The organism is Pseudomonas sp. D8002, from assembly GCF_013385695.1.
Classification (GTDB): Bacteria; Pseudomonadota; Gammaproteobacteria; order Pseudomonadales; family Pseudomonadaceae; genus Aquipseudomonas.
Genome location: NZ_JACAPM010000004.1, coordinates 113,728 through 133,201, shown reverse-complemented (window position 1 = coordinate 133,201; position 19,474 = coordinate 113,728). Strand labels below are relative to the sequence as shown.

Below are 19,474 nucleotides of genomic sequence, written 5' to 3'. Positions count from 1 at the left end.
TGGCGAGGGAGCTTGCTCCCGTTGGGCCGCGCAGCGGCCCTAAACCCCTAGCCCACTGCCTTTGGCAACCGCTGATCAATCACCCGATACAACGCACTGCTCTCAGGCCAGTTACGCATAAACCTTGCCCGATCCCTGGCATATGCCGGAGCGAAGCTGCTCAAGGACGTGTGCTGACACATCGAATCCAGGTCGATCAGCGCCCAGCGATCCGTGTGCCAGAACAGGTTATGCCCCTTGAAATCCCCATGGCTGATGCGCTCGCGGATCAACTCTGCGAACAAATTATCCAGGGCCTGCAATTCGGCCACGGGTGCCTCGCCACTCTCAACATACGGCGCGAACCGCTCGATGATGTCCGGCCCCGGCAGGTACTCGGTCACCAGATACGCGCGGCTGCGCAGCCACAGGAAGCGCTTTTCCAGCAACGCCAGCGGCTTGGGCGTAGCGATGCCGAGGAACGCCAGGCGATTGCCTTCGCGCCACGAATGCCAGGCCCGGCTCGGGCGCCAGAAGCGCTTGAGCCAATGGGCAAACCCCTTGATGTTGTAGCGCTTGATCACGAGTGGTCGACCGGCCACCTCGACCTTGGCGACACTGGCCGCCCCACCGGTTTTATACAGGTGGCCCTGGTCGAGCAGCGCATCGGCCTGCGCCAGCACCGGCAGCATCGCCGCTTCTTCCTCACGACGAGTCGCGCGCAGAGCGAACGGCCCGCGCACGACGCTGAACAGCGTGCACTCCCGGCCAACCTTGCTCAGGAAATCCTTCAAGCGCCAGACGCTGACCTTGCGTACCTGCTTCTGCAACGCTTCGAGCGGCAACGCGTGTTCGCCATTGCTCAGCAGGTAATACACCAGCAACTCTTCGGTAAACGGCTCGAGGTTTTTCGGCAACTGCGCGAAAAACACCCCAAGGTTTTCCAGCACCCGGTTGCGCGACAGCGGTTTGCCCGCTTCTTCGACACAGATCCCGGCGCCGTCGATCAAATACAGTTTGCCGTCCTGACGCAGCAGGTTGTCCAGGTGCAGGTCTTCCTGCCACAGGCCCTTGGCGTGCATCTGCGCAATCGCACCCAGCGCTTCGGCGAGCACCGCTTGCTGCTGGTCAGCCAGCGGCGGCAGGTGTTCAACAGCCTGCCACGCATCAGCCAGGCTGTCGGCGCCTTCAAGAAACTCGAACAGCAGCCAACCGCCCTCACCCTCTTGCAGACCATCGGCCAGCAACAGCGGCGTGGTCAGGCCTTGCTCGGCCAACAGCCGCACGCCCTTGAGTTCACGCTGAAAATGCCGCGCCGCCTTGCTGCCCACCAACAATTTGGCCAGCACCGGGCGCCCGCGCCACACAGCTGCGCCGACATAACGCTGGCCCGGCAATACCCGCAGCAGGCTCAGCAGTTGCAACTGCCCAGGCCCGGCAGCGTCTGCCAGTTCGATGCTCAGGGGCAGGCTTGGCGTGCGGCCGGCATTTTTCAGTTCGGACAAACGCATCAGCGGTTCTCCTTATGACTGCGCCGGGCCGCCAGGCGCTGGTGCCAGGTGGCAACCAATGCGCTGTCCTGCGGCTGGTCCAGGTAGGCCGCCAACAGCTGGCGAACCTGATCGTCCGACCATTGCGGCGCACGGCGCAGCAGCGGTTCCAGGTCCTTGACCCGGTCCCGCCAGCCGAACAGCAGCGGGCGGGTTTTCTCCAGGTCGATCAACTGTGCCGCATACCCGTCGCCGGTGGCTTGCAGGAAAATATGCTTGGGATAAAAACAGCCATGCACCTGGCTCACGCTGTGCAACTGACGAGCAAGCTGACCGCAGGCCAGCAGGATTGCCCGCTGCTGCACGTCGCTCAACTCAGACCATTGCTCCAGCAATGAATCCAGGTCATTCCAACCATCCAGCGCCCGGGTCAGCAACATCGCCCGATGCTCTCCGGCCACTTTGCGCTCACCGAAAAACGCCGCCTGCAATGCCGGAATACCCAATTGCCGATAGCGGCTGATATTACGAAACTCGCGAGCAAAGCTCGGCTCGCCAAACGGGCGGTGCAAGGTGCGCGTCAGGTAGTTGCTCTGGCGCTTGAGGTAGTAGCCCTGGCCTTCGAGTTCGAGGCGAAACACGCTGCTCCAGCCGCCGCGGCTGGTATTGGGCTCGTCCACCGCATCCAGTTGCTTGGCCCACAGCGCGTCGAAAGTGCCGAGGCCGTTGCGCTCAAGCAATGCTCGATCTTCGGCCGCCAGGAAATCACTCATTCTCGCCCCTCGAAAAACTTCACCACGTGGCGAATTCGCTGTTTGTCCGCCGCGCTCAAGTGTTTGCGCTGACGGTATTGCATGTAGAAGCGCAGGCGCTGGGTGGCCGACAAGTGATACTTGGCGACCTTGTCCAGGCAGGCCAGGTCCTTGGTGATGCGGTATTTGAGCCAGAACCCGCGCCAGAAATCGCCGTTGGGGCAATCAATCAGGTACAGGGTTTGCTGGTCGTCCACCAACAAGTTGCGCCACTTCAAATCGTTGTGGGTAAACCGGTGGTCGTGCATGGTCCGCGTGTATTCAGCGAGCTGGCGACTGATCTTGTTGACCCACACCGGGTCTGACAGTTGCGGGTCATTGCGCTCGGCCAATGCCGACAAGTCTTCAGTCTTCGGCAGCTCGCGCGTGATCATCGCCCCGCGGTGATACGCCAGGCCTTTACGCTCCAGGCCCCAGGCGATCACATCGGCGGTGGGTATGCCCCACTTCGCGAAGCGCTTGAGGTTCTGCCATTCGGACTTGACTCGTGGCTTGCCCAGATAGCGGCGCAAACCCTTGCCCGCACCGACGTAGCGCTTGACGTAATAGTTGATCCCGCCGCGTTCCACGCGAATCACTTCGGACAACGGATCGCGGGTCAGCCGCTCGCCTTGCAGGGCGAACACGGCTTCCAGGCTACCAAAGTCATCCGCCAGGGCGGCGTAAGCGGGTTCCAGGTTCCAACCCGCCATCAGAGCGCATCCCCGTATCGTTGCTTGCGTGCGTAAAGCTTGGCGGCCATGCGTTCCAACGCCGACAGCAGCGCGCTTTGCTCGCCCAGGATCTGACGCAAAGGTTGCTGGAAGTACGCCTTGAGAAACCGCAGTTTGTCGCGCCGGGTCAAACCGATCTCCAGGGCGGAGTAGTAAAGCCCAGCCAGGTCCTTGTCACGCCAGCGCCGGGGAATCTTCGAACGCACCTGGGCACGGTGCAGGTCGATCACCGAGAGCTTGATGTTGTGCACGGTAACCGGTTGGTCGGTGTGCAACAGGAAGTGGCACAGGTAGCAATCACGGTGGTTCACGCCACCCCGGTGCATCGTGCCCAGGGTGCGCGCAAGCTCAACGGTCAAGGCATGCCGAATCGCCGGCACGGGCGGCTGTTTGACCCAGTCCATGGTCAGGTCTTCAAGGCTGACGATAGGCGCCAGCTCTTCAGTGACGATGAACGAGTGCTGGTCGGCCGGGTTGCTGCCCTTTTCACCAAAGGCCACGCCCGTCATGGTGGGCACGCCGAGCTCCCGCAGACGCTGGATCGCGTCCCACTCCTGGCCCGCGCCCAAGACAGGCAACTTGGCCGTGATCAGGTTCTTGAGGATTTCACCCCAGCCAATTCCCCGGTGGATCTTTACAAAATAATGGCGGCCTTCCACTTCCGTACGCAGGGTACGGCGCGCGGCCAGCTCACGAAACACCTGGCCGTCCAGCTTCTCGACTTCGGCGAACGCATCGCGTCCGGCCCACAGGGTCTTGAACGGTTCGGCAAGAATCAACTTCATCGGTTTGGCTCCGCCAGAATCAGGTCCGCAGCGTACTGCGGCATGCTATAGAGGTCGGCCGTCTCAGCGAAGGCCAGACCATTGCGGCTCCAGGCCGCGCGCGCTTGTGGATCGTCGAGCATATCCACCAGGTACTGGTTGAGCTGGGCCTGCTCGAACGGTTCGTCCAACACCCGGCCACTCTGGGCCTTGTCGATATAAAACGCGTAGCCGCAGACCTTGCTCACCAGCACCGGGAGGCCGGCGACCACCGCTTCGATCAGCACCATGCCGGCCGCCTCGTTGTACGCGGGGTGGATCAACAGGTCGGCGCCCAGCAGAAAGCGCGGGATGTCGCTGCGGCCCTTGAAGAACTGCACCTGGTCGCCCAGGCCCAGCGCAGCACTCTGCAATTGGAATACTTTGGGGTCGTCCTGGCCGATTACAAATAGCCGGGTGCGTTTCTTCAGGCTCGACGGCAGCGCGGCCACGGCCTTGAGGCTGCGATCGACGCCCTTGGTCTTGAAGCCCGAGCCAATCTGCACCAGCAGCAAATCATCGTCGGCCAGGCCGAATTCGCGACGAAACTCGGCGCGGATCTCGGCAGCATTGGGCGGCGCGCGGCGGTCGCGGGCGATGCCCGGCGGCAACAAATGAAAACGCTCGGCCTGGGTCCCGTAATACTGGGTGAACAGCTGCTGCTGGTGTTCGGACAGCACCATGATCTGCGTCTTGGCGTCTTTGTCGAACACTGCACGCTCGTATTCGGCAAAGTGCTTGTACCGGCCGAACCAGCGATACATCGGGTTGCGCAGGTTCTGCGCCTTGTCTTCGAACACGCCGTCGGCGGCGAAGTACAGGTCCAGCCCCGGCATCTTGTTGAAGCCCACCACGCGGTCGACCGGGCGCTTGGCCAGGTCGGCCTGGATCCAGGCGTAGAGCTTTTCATTGCGCCGATGGTTGACCAGCGCCTTGACCGGCGCCACCAGCACTTCAAAGCCCGGCGGCACGTCACCCTCCCAGATCAGCGTATAGACGCGAATCTGATGCCCGCGCTGCTGGCACTCCAGGGCAATGCGCATGAAGTCGCGCTGCAGGCCACCAAAGGGGAAGTATTTGTAGAGGACAAAAGCCAGTTGCATCAGTGTTCCTCAGCCAGTAACAACGTGCTTAAACGAGTTGCGACACGCTCAGGGTTCAGGCGAGTGAAGCACAGGGGCCACTCGCGCTTGAGATCGAACCGACGCTGGTCTTCGGCAGTCGGTTGATAAGTGCATTTCTTTTGCAGGCATGGCGCACACGGGAAGTCGCTGGCCAGGTGAATCTGCGCCTTGCCATAAGCCCCGGTCAGGCCAGGATTGGTAGGGCCGAACAGGGAAATCGTTGGCACATCCAGCGCTGCGGCCAAGTGGCCAAGGCCGGTGTCGACCGCGACACACGCCTTCGCACCCGCCAGCACCCGGGCCACGCCCGCGAGGTTCAGCCTGGGCAGCACTTCGGCGTTTTTCAGGCCCTGGGCCAGGCGTTCAGCCCGGGCTTTTTCGGCGGCATTGCCCCACGGCAACTTCACGTCCACGCCAAAGCGGTCCATGCGTTCGGCCAGGTCGCGCCAGTAGGCTTCCGGCCAGTGCTTGGTGTCCCAGGTGGTGCCGTGCAGCAGCAGTACAAACGGTTTTTTCGGCGGCAGGCCCAGCAGCTTGTCGACACTGAGGCCGTAGTCGCCCAGGCCTTTTGGCAGGTCATAACCGAGGGCGACGGCAAACAGCTGGCGCAAGCGCTCCACCGCGTGCTGCCCACGGGCCACGGCCAGGCGTCGGGAATAGAAGTGCGCCGCCAATGGCTCGCGAGCCGACTGTTTGTCGAAACCGGCCACCGGGGCACGTACGTAGCGGGTCAGCCAGGCACTTTTCAGCAGGCCCTGGGCGTCGATCACCAGGTCATATTTGGTCGACTGCACGCTCTTCTTGAAGCGCCGCCATTCGCCACTCTTGAAGGTCTGCCAGAGGTTCTTGCGCCAGCGGCGGATCGCCACCGGGATCACCTTGTCCACCGCCGGGTGCCAGGTGGGAATCTCGGCGAAGCCTTCTTCCACCACCCAGTCAAACCGGATTCCCGGGATCGCCCGCGCCGCGTCGGTCAACGCCGGCAAGGCATGAATCACATCGCCCAGGGATGAGGTCTTGATTACCAGAACCCGCAACTTAACGAACCTCGACCACAGTGCCCTGCAACCGCTGCAACGCGTCGCTGACAGGTTGCGGCAGCAACTGGCGCAGGCAGTTGTAGTGGCCGAAGCGGCAGGTGCGATCAAAACACGGGCTGCAATCCAGGCCCAGGCGCACCACTTCGACCTTGTCGGCCAGCGGTGGGGTAAACCCGGGAGACGTCGAGCCATACACTGCCACCAGCGGGCGGTTCAGCGCCGCGGCCACGTGCATCAGGCCGGAGTCGTTGGACACCACCGAGTCGGCACAGGACAGCAGGTCGATGGCCTCGGCCAGGGATGTGTCGCCGCTCAGGTTGACCGCCTCTTCGCGCAGCCCCGGGATCAAGCGCTGGCGAATATCCTCGCCCACCGAATGATCGTTTTTCGAGCCGAACAGCCAGACTTGCCAGCCCTCGCGAATCTTCATCTCCGCAACCTTGGCGTAATGCTCCGAAGGCCAGCGCTTGGACTCGCCAAACTCGGCGCCAGGGCACAGCGCCAGCACCGGACGGTCCAGCTCCAGGCCGAACTTGGCCAGGGCGGCGTCGCGGGTGACCGGGTCGATTTGCAGGCTCGGGCGCGGATAAGGCGTCGGCAACTCGGCTCCCGGCGCGTAGGCCAGGGCCATGAAGCGCTCGATCATCAGTGGGTAACGGGCCTTGTCGAGCTTGCGTACGTCGTTGAGCAGGCCATAGCGAAACTCGCCACGCCAGCCGGTGCGCTTGGGAATACCGGCGAAGAACGGCACCAGTGCCGACTTCATCGAGTTGGGCAACAGGATCGCCTGATCGTACTGGCCGGCCAGGGACTTGCCGATGCGTCGACGGGTCGCCAGCTCCAGCGCGCCGTGGCCGAGCGGGAAGCTCAAGGCCTGACGCACCTCGGGCATGCGCTCAAGGATCGGCCGGCTCCACTCGGGGGCGAGCACGTCGATTTGGCAGTCGGGATGACGTTGCTTGAGGCACTGGAACAGTGTCTGCGCCATCACCATGTCACCGACCCAACTGGGCCCAACGATCAGAATATTCATGTAGTTTCCACAAACGATACGGGGAGGCTCATGCCTCCCCGCCTTATATAGTGTTTCAGCTTAACCCCAGTTCATGCCAGATTCGCTGCACCTGGCGCCGTTCGTCAGCGAACTGGTCCCCGGCCACCGTACCGGCCTCGTTCTGCAGGGCCTGGCGGTGAGCGGCGGAACGGTAGGCTTTATACACCTCGCGCAGCAAATGGGCATCGGCGGCGGGCATCAGCCCGACCTGCTCCAGGCCTTCCAGAATGCGGATATTGTCGGTGTAGCGCAGCAACGATGGATGTTGCGCAGACCACGCCAGAGCCGCGTATTGCACCATAAATTCAATATCGACGATACCTCCGGCGTCCTGCTTGAGGTCGAACGACGCCGTGGGTTCGAAGGCATTCGCCGCCGTTCCCGCCGCCGTGGACTTGGTGCCGAGGTTGTCGCGCATCTTGGCGCGCATCTCGCTGACCTCCTGGCGCAGCTTGTCCAGGTCCTGTGCGCGGCCCAGCACTTGCGCCCGTACCTGCTCGAAAGCACGGCCCACATCCTGACTGCCTACCAGCACTCGCGCACGCACCAGCGCCTGGTGCTCCCAGGTCCAGGCTTCGTTTTCCTGATAACGCGCAAATGCGCCCAGGGAACTCACCAGCAAACCGGATGCGCCCGAAGGCCGCAGGCGCATGTCCACTTCATACAACTGGCCCGAGTTGGTCTGGGTGGTCAGCAGATGAATGATTCGCTGCCCCAGCCGGGTAAAGAACTGCGCGCCATCGATCGGCTTGGCACCGTCGGTTTCGGCCTGGGGGTCACCGTCATGGATAAACACCAGGTCCAGGTCCGAACCATGCCCCAATTCGATGCCGCCGACTTTCCCATAACCGACAATGATGAAGCCAGGATCGCACAAGGTGCCGTCCACCCGTTGCGGCGAGCCGTAGCGGGCAACCGTCTGGCGCCAGGCCAGGGCCAGCACTTGTTCGAGGATGGCTTCGGCGAGCCAGGTCAGGTAGTCGCTGACTTTCATCAACGGCAGGCTGCCGGCGATTTCCGAGGCGGCCACCCGCAGGCGGTGGGCCAGCTTGAAGTGGCGCAGGGCCTCCATCTGCTGCTCAAGGTCATCTTCGGGGATGCGCGTCAGGCGCTCGCGCAATTCGGCGGCCAGTTCCGGCGCCAGCGGCGGCTTGAACAGGCGGCCTTCGTTGAGCAGTTCGTCCAGCAGCAGCGGGAAGCGGGTGATCTGCTCGGCAATCCATGGGCTGGCGGCGCACAGGGTCAGAAGGCGACGCAGGGCGTCGGGGTTTTCCGTCAGCAACACCAGATAAGCGGAACGCCGGGCGACGGCTTCGACCAAGGGCAGGACGCGCTCCAGTACCAGGTCCGGGTTGGCATGTTCGACGGCCTGGGCCAGCAAGCGCGGGATAAATGCATCCAGACGCTCGCGACCCAGGCGCTGCATGGCACGCAATTGCGGACTGCTGCGCAGGCCGGCCAGGGTTTTCAAGGCTTTGGGCGCGTCGGTAAAACCGCCTTCCTGCAACTGACGGCAGGCGGCTTCCTCGTCCTGGGACTCTTCCCACAACGGCAACCACTCACCGCCCACCATCAACTCGCTCTCTTCGCCCTCTTCTTCATCCGGATCGGCAATCACCTGGCGGAAATGCCAGTCCACCCGGCCACGCCAGTACATCAGGCGCTCATGAAACGCGGTCCAGTCCGGAAAGCCCAGCATGAAGGCAATCCGCGCCTGGTCTTCGGTGCCATCCGGGAGCATCTGCGTCTGGCGATCGGCGATCGCCTGGATCGCGTGCTCGGTGTAGCGCAGGAATTCATAGCCATCGCGCAGCTCGGCGATCACCGCCGGCGGCAGGTAACCCTGGCCTTCCAGGGTACCCAGCACTTTTAACAGTGGGCGCTGCTGCAGGCTCAGGTCACGGCCACCGTGGATCAGCTGGAACGCCTGGGCGATAAATTCGACTTCACGGATGCCGCCCGAGCCGAGCTTGATGTTCTCGGCCATGCCCTTGCGCCGCACTTCCTGCTGGATCAGCTGCTTCATGGTGCGCAGCGCTTCGATGGCGGAGAAGTCCAGGTAACGCCGGTAGACAAACGGTCGCAGCATGTCGAGAAGTTGCGCACCGGCCACCTGGTCACCGGCCACCACCCGCGCCTTGATCATGGCGTAGCGTTCCCAGTCGCGGCCCTGGTCCTGGTAGTACTGCTCCAGCGCGTTGAAGCTGAGCACCAGCGCCCCGGCTGAACCGTAAGGTCGCAGGCGCATGTCGACCCGGAACACAAAGCCGTCGACGGTCATCGGGTCCAGGGCCTTGATCAGTTTTTGACCAAGGCGGATGAAGAACTCCTGGTTGTCCAGCGAGCGCTTCACGCCAACCGTGTCGCCGCCTTCGGGGTAGGCGAAGATCAGGTCGATGTCGGACGACAGGTTCAGCTCCACTGCGCCGAGCTTGCCCATGCCGAGGATGACCATGTGCTGCGGTTCGCCGCTGCGACGGCCCGTGGGTGTGCCGAACAATACGCAGTGGCGCTGGTACAACCACTGATAGGCCTGGTCGATGCTGGCGTCGGCCATGTCCGACAGGTCGCGGCAGGTTTGCACCAGGTCCGCCTGTCGGGTCAGGTCGCGCCAGATGATCCGCACCTGCTGGCGGGTGCGCTGGCGGCGCAGAACCCGGCCCAGTTCGTCTTCTGTCTCGGCTTGTTGCACGGCCGTTGCAATCTGTCCGCACAGCTCGCCGGGGGCAAAGCTGCGGTCCAGTTCGCCCCAGGCCACCAGCTCGAGCAACATCAAAGGGTCACGAACACTCTGTTCAATGACGAAATCACTGGCGGCGCACACACGGGCGAAGTCAGCCCAACGTTGCGGCGTCCACTCAGAAAGGCCATTATCGCCGTCCAATCCGGCCACGGCGTCACGAAATGACTGCTCGGCCCGCTTGGCAAATGGAAGCAGGATGGCCGGGAGTTCGGCCTGCATTGGAAGGCTCATGGTCTATCCTTGATCGGCGCGTAAAGGGCTTGTAGCTGTGAACGCAAGAACCACGCTCGGTGAAGGACTGTCGAACAAAGGTTAGAAATAGCTGAAAATTTTTCTTTTTTGGCAGTCAACATCAAATCTCTACCCTTTCTTGTTCGCAAAAGATCAACAATAACGATTATGCTCGCCAGCTAGACCGAGCAATCCGCTCAGTCTTGTGTAGTTTTACTACTCGTATATACATTCGAAAGGCTGAAATGGCCGACGATTTGTAGTAAAACTACAGGACGCCGAAGCAACCTTCGGCCATCCAAGAATTTATGTCGTCTGCCCACAAGGCCAGTCGCAAACTTCAGGCAACCGATTCTGGTAGCCTTTCCGCCCTGGAGCAAGCCATGCAAGACCTCGATCCCGTCGAAACCCAGGAATGGCTGGACGCCCTGGAATCGGTTCTCGACAAAGAAGGCGAAGACCGTGCTCACTACCTGATGACCCGTATGGGCGAACTCGCGACCCGCAGCGGCTCGCAACTGCCCTACGCCATCACCACGCCGTATCGCAACACCATCCCGGTAACCCACGAAGCACGCATGCCTGGCGACCTGTTCATGGAACGCCGCATTCGCTCGCTGGTACGCTGGAACGCCATGGCGATGGTAATGCGCACGAACTTGAAAGATTCTGACCTGGGCGGTCACATCTCCAGCTTCGCTTCCAGCGCAACCCTGTATGACATCGGCTTCAACTACTTCTTCCAGGCCCCGACCGAAGAACATGGCGGCGACCTGATCTACTTCCAGGGCCACACCTCGCCAGGCGTCTACGCCCGTGCGTTCATGGAAGGCCGCATCACGGAAGAACAAATGAACAACTTCCGCCAGGAAGTCGACGGCCAGGGCCTCTCGTCCTATCCGCACCCTTGGCTGATGCCTGATTTCTGGCAGTTCCCGACGGTATCCATGGGCCTGGGCCCGATCCAGGCGATCTACCAGGCACGCTTCATGAAGTACCTGGAAGCCCGTGGCTTCATCCCTGAAGGCAAGCAGAAAGTCTGGTGCTTCCTGGGCGACGGCGAGTGTGACGAGCCGGAATCTCTGGGCGCTATCTCCCTGGCCGGCCGCGAGAAGCTGGACAACCTGATCTTCGTCATCAACTGCAACCTGCAGCGCCTCGACGGCCCGGTTCGCGGCAACGGCAAGATCATCCAGGAACTCGAAGGCGTGTTCCGTGGTGCTCAGTGGAACGTGACCAAAGTCATCTGGGGCCGTTTCTGGGACCCACTGCTGGCCAAGGACGTCGACGGCATCCTGCAACGTCGCATGGACGAAGTCATCGACGGCGAGTACCAGAACTACAAAGCCAAAGACGGCGCGTTCGTACGTGAACACTTCTTCAACACGCCTGAACTCAAGGCAATGGTTGCAGACCTGTCCGACGACGAGATCTGGAAACTCAACCGTGGCGGCCACGACCCGTACAAGGTCTACGCGGCGTACCACGAAGCGGTCAACCACAAAGAACAACCGACCGTCATCCTGGCCAAGACCATCAAGGGTTATGGCACCGGTGCCGGAGAAGCGAAGAACACTGCGCACAACACCAAGAAAGTCGATGTCGACAGCCTGAAGTTGTTCCGCGACCGCTTCGACATTCCGGTCAAGGACGAAGAGCTGGAGAACCTGCCGTTCTTCAAGCCGGAGCCAAACAGCGCCGAAGCCCGCTACCTCAGCGAGCGTCGCACTGCACTGGGCGGTTTCGTGCCACAGCGCCGCGCCAAGAGCTTCAACATCCCGACTCCGCCACTGGATACCCTCAAGGCGATCCTGGACGGCTCGGGCGACCGTGAAATCTCCACCACCATGGCCTTCGTGCGGATCCTCGCGCAGTTGGTCAAGGACAAGGAAATCGGCTCGCGTATCGTGCCGATCATCCCGGACGAAGCCCGTACCTTCGGTATGGAAGGCATGTTCCGTCAGCTGGGCATCTACTCCTCCGTCGGCCAGCTCTACGAGCCAGTCGATAAAGACCAGGTGATGTTCTACAAGGAAGACAAGAAGGGCCAGATCCTCGAAGAAGGCATCAACGAAGCGGGCGCCATGAGCTCCTTCATCGCTGCCGGTACTTCGTACTCCAGCCACAACCAGCCGATGCTGCCGTTCTACATCTTCTACTCGATGTTCGGTTTCCAGCGTATTGGCGACCTGGCTTGGGCAGCAGGCGACAGCCGTACCCGTGGCTTCCTGATCGGCGGTACTGCCGGGCGGACCACGCTGAACGGCGAAGGCCTGCAACACGAAGACGGTCACAGCCACATCCTGGCGGGCACCATCCCGAACTGCCGCACCTTTGATCCAACCTACGGCTATGAGCTGGCGGTGATCATCCAGGACGGCATGAAGAAGATGACCGAAGAGCAGCAGGACGTTTTCTACTACATCACCGTGATGAACGAGTCCTACCAGCAGCCAGCCATGCCGGCCGGTGTCGAGGAAGGCATCATCAAGGGCATGTACCTGCTCGAAGAAGACACCAAGGAAGCCGCTCACCACGTGCAACTGATGGGCTCCGGCACCATCCTGCGCGAAGTGCGTGAAGCTGCAAAAATCCTGCGTGAAGAGTTCAACGTCGGTGCTGACGTATGGAGCGTTACCAGCTTCAACGAACTGCGTCGCGACGGCCTGGCCGTAGAGCGCAGCAACCGCCTGCACCCGGGCCAGAAGCCTGCGCGCACCTACGTCGAAGAGTGCCTGGCTGGCCGTAAGGGTCCGGTTATCGCCTCTACCGACTACATGAAGCTGTTTGCTGAACAAATTCGTCAGTGGGTACCGTCCAAGGAATTCAAAGTCCTGGGCACCGACGGTTTCGGCCGTAGTGACAGCCGCAAGAAGCTGCGTCACTTCTTCGAAGTCGACCGTCACTTCGTGGTGTTGGCAGCCCTGGAAGCCTTGGCTGACCGTGGTGAAATCGAACCCAAGGTGGTAGCAGACGCTATCGTCAAGTTCGGGATCAACCCGGAAAAACGCAACCCACTGGACTGCTGAGGAGACTTTCTGTGAGCGAACTCATTCGCGTACCTGACATCGGCAGCGGTGAAGGTGAAGTAATTGAACTGTTTGTGAAGGTCGGCGACACCGTCGAAGCCGACCAGAGCATCCTGACCCTGGAATCGGACAAGGCGAGCATGGAAATCCCTGCTCCCAAGGCCGGCGTGGTCAAAAGCCTGAAAGTGAAGCTGGGCGACCGCCTGAAAGAAGGCGACGAACTGCTTGAGCTGGAAATCGAAGGTGCCGCTGATGCGGCCCCTGCGGCGGCCGCTCCTGCTGCTGCCCCGGCTCCTGCCGCCGAGAAGCCTGCCGCTGCTGCCGAGGCCCCTGCGGCTCCGGCGGCTGCACCTGCCGCCGAAACAGTCCAGGACATTCATGTTCCGGACATCGGTTCGTCGGGCAAGGCCAAGATCATCGAGCTGCTGGTTAAAGTCGGCGACACCGTCGAAGCCGATCAATCGCTGATCACCCTGGAGTCCGACAAGGCCTCCATGGAAATCCCTTCGCCGGCTGCCGGTGTGGTGGAAAGCATTGCCGTGAAGCTGGAAGACGAAGTCGGCACTGGTGACTTCATCCTCAAGCTGAAAGTAGCGGGCGCTTCGGCTCCTGCTGCTGCCGCTCCAGCCGCCGCTGCTCCGGCCGCCAAGGCTGAAGCCGCACCGGCTGCCGCCGCGCCTGCACCTGCGCCTGCTGCAAAAGCCGAGGCCGCACCGGCTCCGGCGGCTGCACCTGCGCCAAGCGGTGCCAAGGTTCATGCCGGCCCTGCCGTGCGCCAACTGGCCCGTGAATTCGGCGTCGAGTTGAGCGCGGTAACCGCCAGCGGTCCTCACGGTCGCGTGCTCAAGGAAGACGTGCAGGTTTACGTCAAATCCATGATGCAGAAGGCCAAGGAAGCTCCGGCTGCCGGCGCTGCTACCGGTGGCTCGGGCATTCCGCCGATCCGCACCGTCGACTTCAGCCGCTTCGGCGAAATCGAAGAAGTGCCGATGACCCGCCTGATGCAAATCGGCGCGGCCGGCCTGCACGCCAGCTGGCTGAACATCCCGCACGTGACCCAGTTCGACCAGGCCGACATCACCGACCTGGAAGCATTCCGCGTTGCGCAGAAAGCCGTGGCCGAGAAGGCCGGCGTGAAGCTGACCGTGCTGCCCCTGCTGCTCAAGGCTTGCGCACATTTGCTCAAGGAACTGCCGGACTTCAACAGTTCGCTGGCGCCAAGCGGCAAGGCGATCATTCGCAAGAAGTACGTGCACATCGGCTTTGCCGTTGACACTCCGGATGGCCTGCTGGTACCGGTCATCAAGAACGTCGACCAGAAGAGCCTGCTGCAGCTTGCCGCTGAGGCTGCTGCACTGGCTGCCAAGGCCCGCGACAAGAAGCTCACCCCGGACGACATGCAGGGCGCGTGCTTCACCATCTCCAGCCTCGGGCACATTGGCGGCACTGGCTTCACGCCAATCGTCAACGCGCCGGAAGTGGCGATCCTGGGTGTTTCCAAGGCCACTATCCAGCCTGTGTGGGACGGTAAAGCGTTCCAGCCGAAGCTGATGCTGCCACTGTCGCTGTCCTACGATCACCGTGTGATCAACGGCGCGGCTGCCGCACGCTTCACCCAGCGCCTGAGCCAGTTGCTGAACGACATCCGCACCATCCTGCTTTAAGCCACAACAGGTCTTCTGCCCATGCAGAAGACCTGGCTTCAACGATTTCCGAGCGCCACGCTCGTACCTCAACCCCGCCAATTGGCGGGGCTTTTTTTGCCTGCTTTCCAGGGAAAACCTGGACACGGAAATCGAGGTTGTACACCGCCCATCACCCCGGTTGCAGAAAACCGCTCGCTGGCCGATAACCCACTTATAGCACTTAGCCTTCATCCTCTCTTGTCAGCCTGTGCTGCATGATGCAACCTTGCCGCAGGCAACAGTAAAGAGGGCGTGAGCCCGGCGCGATGCGCATTTTTCCAAGCGAGTTTCCCCATGAAAAGCCAACCCGATGTCGCCCGTACGGCGGCCGAGGTAGTAACGCAATTACCGGTGCCTTCGCGCCTCGGTATGCTGCGTTTCGAGCGGCTTAATGAGGCTAGCTGGGCCCTGCTGTACCTCGACCCCAATTGCGAACGCCAGTTCGGCCTGCCCGCGATGGAACTGTGCGCCCTGATCGGCTCGCCCTACGCCAGCCTGATGGAGCCCCAGGCGCGCTATCAGCTGCATGATGCGATCCAGGAACAGCTGACCATCAGCCCGCATTACCTGGTGCGCTACACCCTGCACACCAACGACGGCCCGTTGAGCCTGCTGGAACTGGGTGAAGCCTACAAACAACACAATCGTCACCTGCTGCGCGGCTACCTGATGGTGGTCGACGGCCTGTTCAGTGATCTCCCACCGGCCCCTGCGGCAGACCTGGAGAGCCAGAACAGCCGCTTGCAGATTGCCCTGGAACTCAACCAGCGCGCCCAGCAAGAACAACTGCAACACCTTGAGCGGGTACGCGCCCAGCAGGAATTGATCCTGCTGCTGGCCCGCCAGCGCTACAGCACCAACAACTCGCTGCAGGAAGCCGCCGAGCTGATCACCCGCAGTGCCTGCGATATCTACCAGATCGACTGCGCGAGCATCTGGAACCTCGAAAACCAGCATCTGGTGCCGATTTCCGCTTATCACCGCGCCGATCAGCAGCACCACCTGCCAGAGTCTATCGATGCCAGTGGCTTCCCGGATTACCTGGAAGCCCTGCAAACCAGCCGTGCCATCGACGCCACCAACGCCATGCGCGACCCACGCACGCGTGAAATGGCCGAGAGCCTGCGCCCGCGGGACATCCACGCCATGCTCGACGCCAGCATCCGCGTCGATGGCAACGTGGTCGGCGTGTTGTGCCTGGAGCAAAGTGGCAGCACCCGCGTCTGGCAGTCCGACGAGATCGCCTTTGCCGGCGAGCTGGCCGACCAGTTCGCCCAGGTGATCAACAACCACAACCGCCGCACCGCCACCAGTGCCCTGCACTTGTTCCAGCGAGCCGTGGAGCAAAGCGCCAATGCGTTCCTGCTGGTCAATTGCGACGGCGTGGTGGAATACGTCAACCCCAGCTTTACCGCGATCACCCAGTACAGCACCGAAGAAGTCCACGGCCACCAGCTGTCGGAACTGCCGGCACTGGAGAACCTCAGCGAGCTGCTGTTCGACGCGCCTTCAAGCCTGGCCAAGAGCAACAGTTGGCAAGGTGAGTTCAAGAGCCGGCGCAAGAACCTCGAACCCTACTGGGGCCAGTTGTCGATCTCCAAGGTTTATGGCGACAACCGTGAGTTGACCCATTACATCGGCATCTACGAAGACATCACCCAGACCAAGCTGGCCCAGCAGCGCATCGAGCGGCTGGCCTACACCGACAACCTGACCAACCTGGGCAACCGCCCGGCGTTCATCCGCAACCTGGACGAACGCTTTGCCCGGGACAGCGACAGCCCCATCAGCCTGCTGCTGGTGGACATCGACAACTTCAAGCGGATCAACGACAGCCTCGGCCACCAGACCGGCGACAAGCTGCTGATCAGCCTGGCCCGGCGCCTGCGCAACAGCCTGACCGCCAGTGGCAGCCTGGCGCGGTTTGCCAGTAACGAATTTGCCGTGCTGCTGGACGATACCGACCTTGAAACCGGCCAGCAGGTCGCCAGCCAGTTGCTGGCCACCCTCGACAAGCCGATGTTCGTCGACAACCAGCTGATCAGCGTCACCGGCTCCGTGGGCCTCGCCTGCGCGCCGCTGCATGGCCGCGACCCGCAGACCCTGATGCGCAACGCCGGCCTGGCGCTGCACAAGGCCAAGGCCAACGGCAAACACCAGGTGCAGGTATTTACCGAAGCGCTGAATGCCGAAGCCAGCTACAAACTGTTCGTGGAAAACAACCTGCGCCGCGCCCTGACCCAGAACGAACTGGACGTGTTCTACCAGCCCAAGCTGTGCCTGCGCAGCGGTCGTCTGCTGGGGATGGAAGCGTTGTTACGCTGGAACCATCCGGAAAAGGGCATGATCCGCCCCGATCAATTCATCAGCGTGGCTGAAGAGACCGGGCTGATCATCCCCATCGGCAAATGGATCGCCCGCCAGGCCTGCCGCATGAGCCGACAGCTGACCGCCGCCGGCATGGGCAACCTGCAAGTGGCGATCAACCTGTCGCCCAAGCAGTTTTCCGACCCGGACCTGGTGGCCTCGATTGCCACGATCCTCAAGGAAGAACAGTTGCCGGCCAACCTGCTGGAACTGGAGTTGACCGAAGGCCTGCTGCTGGAAGCCACCGAAGACACGCGCCTGCAACTGGACCAACTGAAGAGTTTCGGCTTGACCCTGGCGATGGATGACTTCGGTACCGGTTACTCGTCGCTGAGCTACCTGAAAAAATTCCCGATCGACATCATCAAGATTGATCGCAGCTTCATCCATGAAATCCCGGACAACCAGGACGACATGGAAATCACCTCGGCGGTGATCGCCATGGCCCACAACCTCAAGCTAAAGGTGGTGGCCGAAGGCATCGAGACCGCCGAGCAGCTGGCGTTCCTGCGACGCCACCGTTGCGACGTCGGCCAGGGCTACCTGTTCGACCGGCCAATCCCGGGGGCCGAGCTGATGACGATGCTTAAACGCTACCCTCGCGGGCCAATCGCCTGACAGCGCGGTAACACTCGGGCACACTGGCAGTCTGAATTCTTACTTGTAACTCAATCTGACTGAGAGGACTGATCATGGTCTTGCGCTCGGAAATCCTGGTGAATAAAAACGTGCTTCCCACTCAAGAACAAGCTTTGCCTGGCCGTGAAACCCCGATGTCGCTGCCCGAGACGCACTTCGTCAACGGCAACCCGCTGCTGGGCCCGTTTGTCGATAACGTAGAGTTTGCGATCTTCGGCCTGGGTTGCTTCTGGGGTGCAGAGCGTCGTTTCTGGCAGCGCGACGGTGTGGTCAGCACGGTGGTGGGCTATGCCGGCGGCTACACGCCGAACCCGACGTATGAAGAAGTCTGCTCGGGCCTGACCGGCCACAGCGAAGTGGTGTTGGTGGTGTTTGACCAGGACAAGATCAGCTACGAAGAGCTGCTGAAAATGTTCTGGGAACTGCACAACCCGACCCAGGGCATGCGCCAGGGCAATGACATCGGCAGCCAGTATCGTTCGGTGATCTACGCGGTCAAGCCGGAGCACCTGGAGGCGGCGAAGGCCAGCGCAGAGGCTTATCAGGCGGAATTGACCAAGGCCGGCCTGGGCACCATCACCACCGAAATCGAAGAAGCGCCGACGGTGTATTTCGCCGAGGCGTACCACCAGCAGTACCTGGCGAAGAATCCGCAGGGTTACTGCGGAATCGGCGGCACCGGCGTGACCTGCCCGATCTGATTGCACCAGATCGTTCCCACGCTCTGCGTGGGAATGCCGCTCTGGGCGCTCCGCGTCCGCTCTGAAATTCGTGACGCAGAGCGTCACAGGATGCGTTCCCACGCAGAGCGTGGGAACGATCAGTTACTCGGCGATAAGCCAATCCATCTGCCAGCCACCCTGGGTTTGCCCAAGCTGCTTGGACAACCACGGCAGCAGCTCACGCAACTCCTCCTCCAGCCCCCACGGCGGATTGGCAATCGCCAGACCCGAACCGGTCAGGGTGTTGGGCGTGTCCAGCGGATGCACCAGCAATTCCACCCGCAGCAACTTCGGCGCACCGGTACCGGCCAGGTCCTGGTAGAAGCGGCGCAGCATGCGCTGGTCCTTCACCGGGTACCAGATCGCAGCCACTGTCTGGCGCATCCGGCTCACGGCTTCCTTGAGGGACGCGGCGCAGCGCTGCATCTCGTCGAGCTTCTCGAACGGCGGGTCTATCAACATCAACGCACGCTTTTCCGGCACCGGCAGCAATGCCCGCGGCACGTGCCAACCTTCGCCAAGGTGGACTTTCACCCGACGATCACCCTTCATGTTGTCCTTGAGCAGCAGGCCGTCTTCCGGGTGCTTTTCGTTGAGCAGCACGCGGTCCTGAGGACGAGTCAGGCGTCGCGCCAGCTCCGGCGAACCCGGGTAGTAGCGCAATTCGCCATCCGGGTTCATCTCGTGCAGCACACGCATGTAATCGGCGGTCAGCGGCGGCAGGTCGGCCTGGCCCCACAGGCGGGCGATGCCTTCCAGGTATTCACCGGTACGGTTCGCCTGGTCGCCCTGCAGGTCGTACAGACCAATGCCGGCGTGGGTGTCGAGATAGGCAAACGGCTGCTCCTTGCGCGACATCAGGGCGATGAGGCGGGTCAAGGTCAGGTGTTTGAAGACATCGGCGTGGTTGCCGGCGTGAAAGGCGTGACGATAATTCATGGTTGCTCCTGCGCAGGGGGCGAAGTTTACCTTTTACGCAGGCAAAGGTGCAGGGCTGCACGTCAGGTGGCGCTTATGCCGCAAACACAGGGGCGCTGCCGAAA

The 19,474-nt window shown here is 61.9% G+C and carries 13 protein-coding genes; 4 read left to right on the top strand and 9 right to left on the bottom strand.

Features of this window, described 5'->3' with window-relative positions; genetic code table 11:
• Nucleotides 1-47: 47 nt before the first annotated feature.
• The 8 genes from HX807_RS01940 to glnE are packed head-to-tail and all read right to left on the bottom strand — an operon-like array spanning nt 48 to nt 9,989.
• Entirely contained in the window at nt 48-1,490 is a 1,443-nt protein-coding gene (locus tag HX807_RS01940; RefSeq protein WP_177049108.1) for a lipopolysaccharide kinase InaA family protein, read from the bottom strand.
• Nucleotides 1,490-2,242 carry a lipopolysaccharide kinase InaA family protein gene (locus HX807_RS01935; protein ID WP_134325630.1) on the bottom strand — a complete coding sequence of 251 codons (753 nt, stop codon included), beginning with the start codon at nt 2,240-2,242 and terminating at the stop codon, nt 1,490-1,492. Before HX807_RS01935 ends, HX807_RS01940 begins: the two co-directional genes overlap by 1 nt.
• The gene (locus HX807_RS01930; RefSeq protein ID WP_177049107.1) at nt 2,239-2,973 is read right to left on the bottom strand and encodes a lipopolysaccharide kinase InaA family protein; all 735 of its coding nucleotides are present in this window, start codon (nt 2,971-2,973) and stop codon (nt 2,239-2,241) included. The genes HX807_RS01935 and HX807_RS01930 overlap by 4 nt, the downstream gene beginning before the upstream one ends.
• Nucleotides 2,973-3,779, bottom strand: coding sequence for a lipopolysaccharide core heptose(I) kinase RfaP (gene rfaP, locus HX807_RS01925; RefSeq protein WP_003209450.1), 807 nt, complete (start codon nt 3,777-3,779; stop codon nt 2,973-2,975). Before rfaP ends, HX807_RS01930 begins: the two co-directional genes overlap by 1 nt.
• Entirely contained in the window at nt 3,776-4,900 is a 1,125-nt protein-coding gene (locus HX807_RS01920) for a glycosyltransferase family 4 protein (protein ID WP_003209448.1), read from the bottom strand. Before HX807_RS01920 ends, rfaP begins: the two co-directional genes overlap by 4 nt.
• A complete protein-coding gene (waaC, locus tag HX807_RS01915) occupies nt 4,900-5,958 on the bottom strand; it encodes a lipopolysaccharide heptosyltransferase I (protein WP_003209442.1) in 1,059 nt (352 codons plus the stop codon). Before waaC ends, HX807_RS01920 begins: the two co-directional genes overlap by 1 nt.
• A 1-nt stretch (nt 5,959) precedes the next feature.
• Nucleotides 5,960-6,994 carry a lipopolysaccharide heptosyltransferase II gene (gene waaF / locus HX807_RS01910; RefSeq protein WP_087692498.1) on the bottom strand — a complete coding sequence of 345 codons (1,035 nt, stop codon included), beginning with the start codon at nt 6,992-6,994 and terminating at the stop codon, nt 5,960-5,962.
• Nucleotides 6,995-7,049: 55 nt separating this feature from the next.
• Nucleotides 7,050-9,989: a bifunctional [glutamate--ammonia ligase]-adenylyl-L-tyrosine phosphorylase/[glutamate--ammonia-ligase] adenylyltransferase gene (gene glnE / locus HX807_RS01905; RefSeq protein ID WP_087692499.1), complete on the bottom strand. Its 2,940-nt coding sequence runs from the start codon at nt 9,987-9,989 to the stop codon at nt 7,050-7,052.
• 383 nt (nt 9,990-10,372) lie between these two features.
• Here glnE and aceE point away from each other — a divergent pair, with 383 nt between their 5' ends.
• The 4 genes from aceE to msrA all read left to right on the top strand — a co-directional run bounded on the left by aceE (nt 10,373) and on the right by msrA (nt 18,410).
• Nucleotides 10,373-13,018 (top strand): pyruvate dehydrogenase (acetyl-transferring), homodimeric type, encoded by a 2,646-nt coding sequence (gene aceE, locus HX807_RS01900; RefSeq protein ID WP_003209439.1) that lies wholly within the window; start codon nt 10,373-10,375, stop codon nt 13,016-13,018.
• Nucleotides 13,019-13,029: 11 nt separating this feature from the next.
• Nucleotides 13,030-14,682: a dihydrolipoyllysine-residue acetyltransferase gene (gene aceF, locus HX807_RS01895; protein WP_003209438.1), complete on the top strand. Its 1,653-nt coding sequence runs from the start codon at nt 13,030-13,032 to the stop codon at nt 14,680-14,682.
• Nucleotides 14,683-14,997: 315 nt separating this feature from the next.
• Nucleotides 14,998-17,688: a bifunctional diguanylate cyclase/phosphodiesterase gene (locus tag HX807_RS01890; protein ID WP_003209437.1), complete on the top strand. Its 2,691-nt coding sequence runs from the start codon at nt 14,998-15,000 to the stop codon at nt 17,686-17,688.
• Between the two features lie 74 nt (nt 17,689-17,762).
• Entirely contained in the window at nt 17,763-18,410 is a 648-nt protein-coding gene (gene msrA / locus HX807_RS01885) for a peptide-methionine (S)-S-oxide reductase MsrA (protein WP_003209436.1), read from the top strand.
• Between the two features lie 123 nt (nt 18,411-18,533).
• Here msrA and HX807_RS01880 read toward each other — a convergent pair whose 3' ends face one another.
• Nucleotides 18,534-19,370 (bottom strand): 23S rRNA (adenine(2030)-N(6))-methyltransferase RlmJ, encoded by an 837-nt coding sequence (locus HX807_RS01880; protein ID WP_076015494.1) that lies wholly within the window; start codon nt 19,368-19,370, stop codon nt 18,534-18,536.
• Nucleotides 19,371-19,474: the final 104 nt, after the last annotated feature.

Bases quoted from the DNA above. Each gene is read 5' to 3' on its own strand.
- HX807_RS01940 (WP_177049108.1), bottom strand. From the start codon at position 1,490: ATGCGTTTGTCCGAACTGAAAAATGCCGGCCGCACGCCAAGCCTGCCC.
- HX807_RS01935 (WP_134325630.1), bottom strand. From the start codon at position 2,242: ATGAGTGATTTCCTGGCGGCCGAAGATCGAGCATTGCTTGAGCGCAAC.
- HX807_RS01930 (WP_177049107.1), bottom strand. From the start codon at position 2,973: ATGGCGGGTTGGAACCTGGAACCCGCTTACGCCGCCCTGGCGGATGAC.
- rfaP (WP_003209450.1), bottom strand. From the start codon at position 3,779: ATGAAGTTGATTCTTGCCGAACCGTTCAAGACCCTGTGGGCCGGACGC.
- HX807_RS01920 (WP_003209448.1), bottom strand. From the start codon at position 4,900: ATGCAACTGGCTTTTGTCCTCTACAAATACTTCCCCTTTGGTGGCCTG.
- waaF (WP_087692498.1), bottom strand. From the start codon at position 6,994: ATGAATATTCTGATCGTTGGGCCCAGTTGGGTCGGTGACATGGTGATG.
- glnE (WP_087692499.1), bottom strand. From the start codon at position 9,989: ATGAGCCTTCCAATGCAGGCCGAACTCCCGGCCATCCTGCTTCCATTT.
- aceE (WP_003209439.1), top strand. From the start codon at position 10,373: ATGCAAGACCTCGATCCCGTCGAAACCCAGGAATGGCTGGACGCCCTG.
- HX807_RS01890 (WP_003209437.1), top strand. From the start codon at position 14,998: ATGAAAAGCCAACCCGATGTCGCCCGTACGGCGGCCGAGGTAGTAACG.
- msrA (WP_003209436.1), top strand. From the start codon at position 17,763: ATGGTCTTGCGCTCGGAAATCCTGGTGAATAAAAACGTGCTTCCCACT.
- HX807_RS01880 (WP_076015494.1), bottom strand. From the start codon at position 19,370: ATGAATTATCGTCACGCCTTTCACGCCGGCAACCACGCCGATGTCTTC.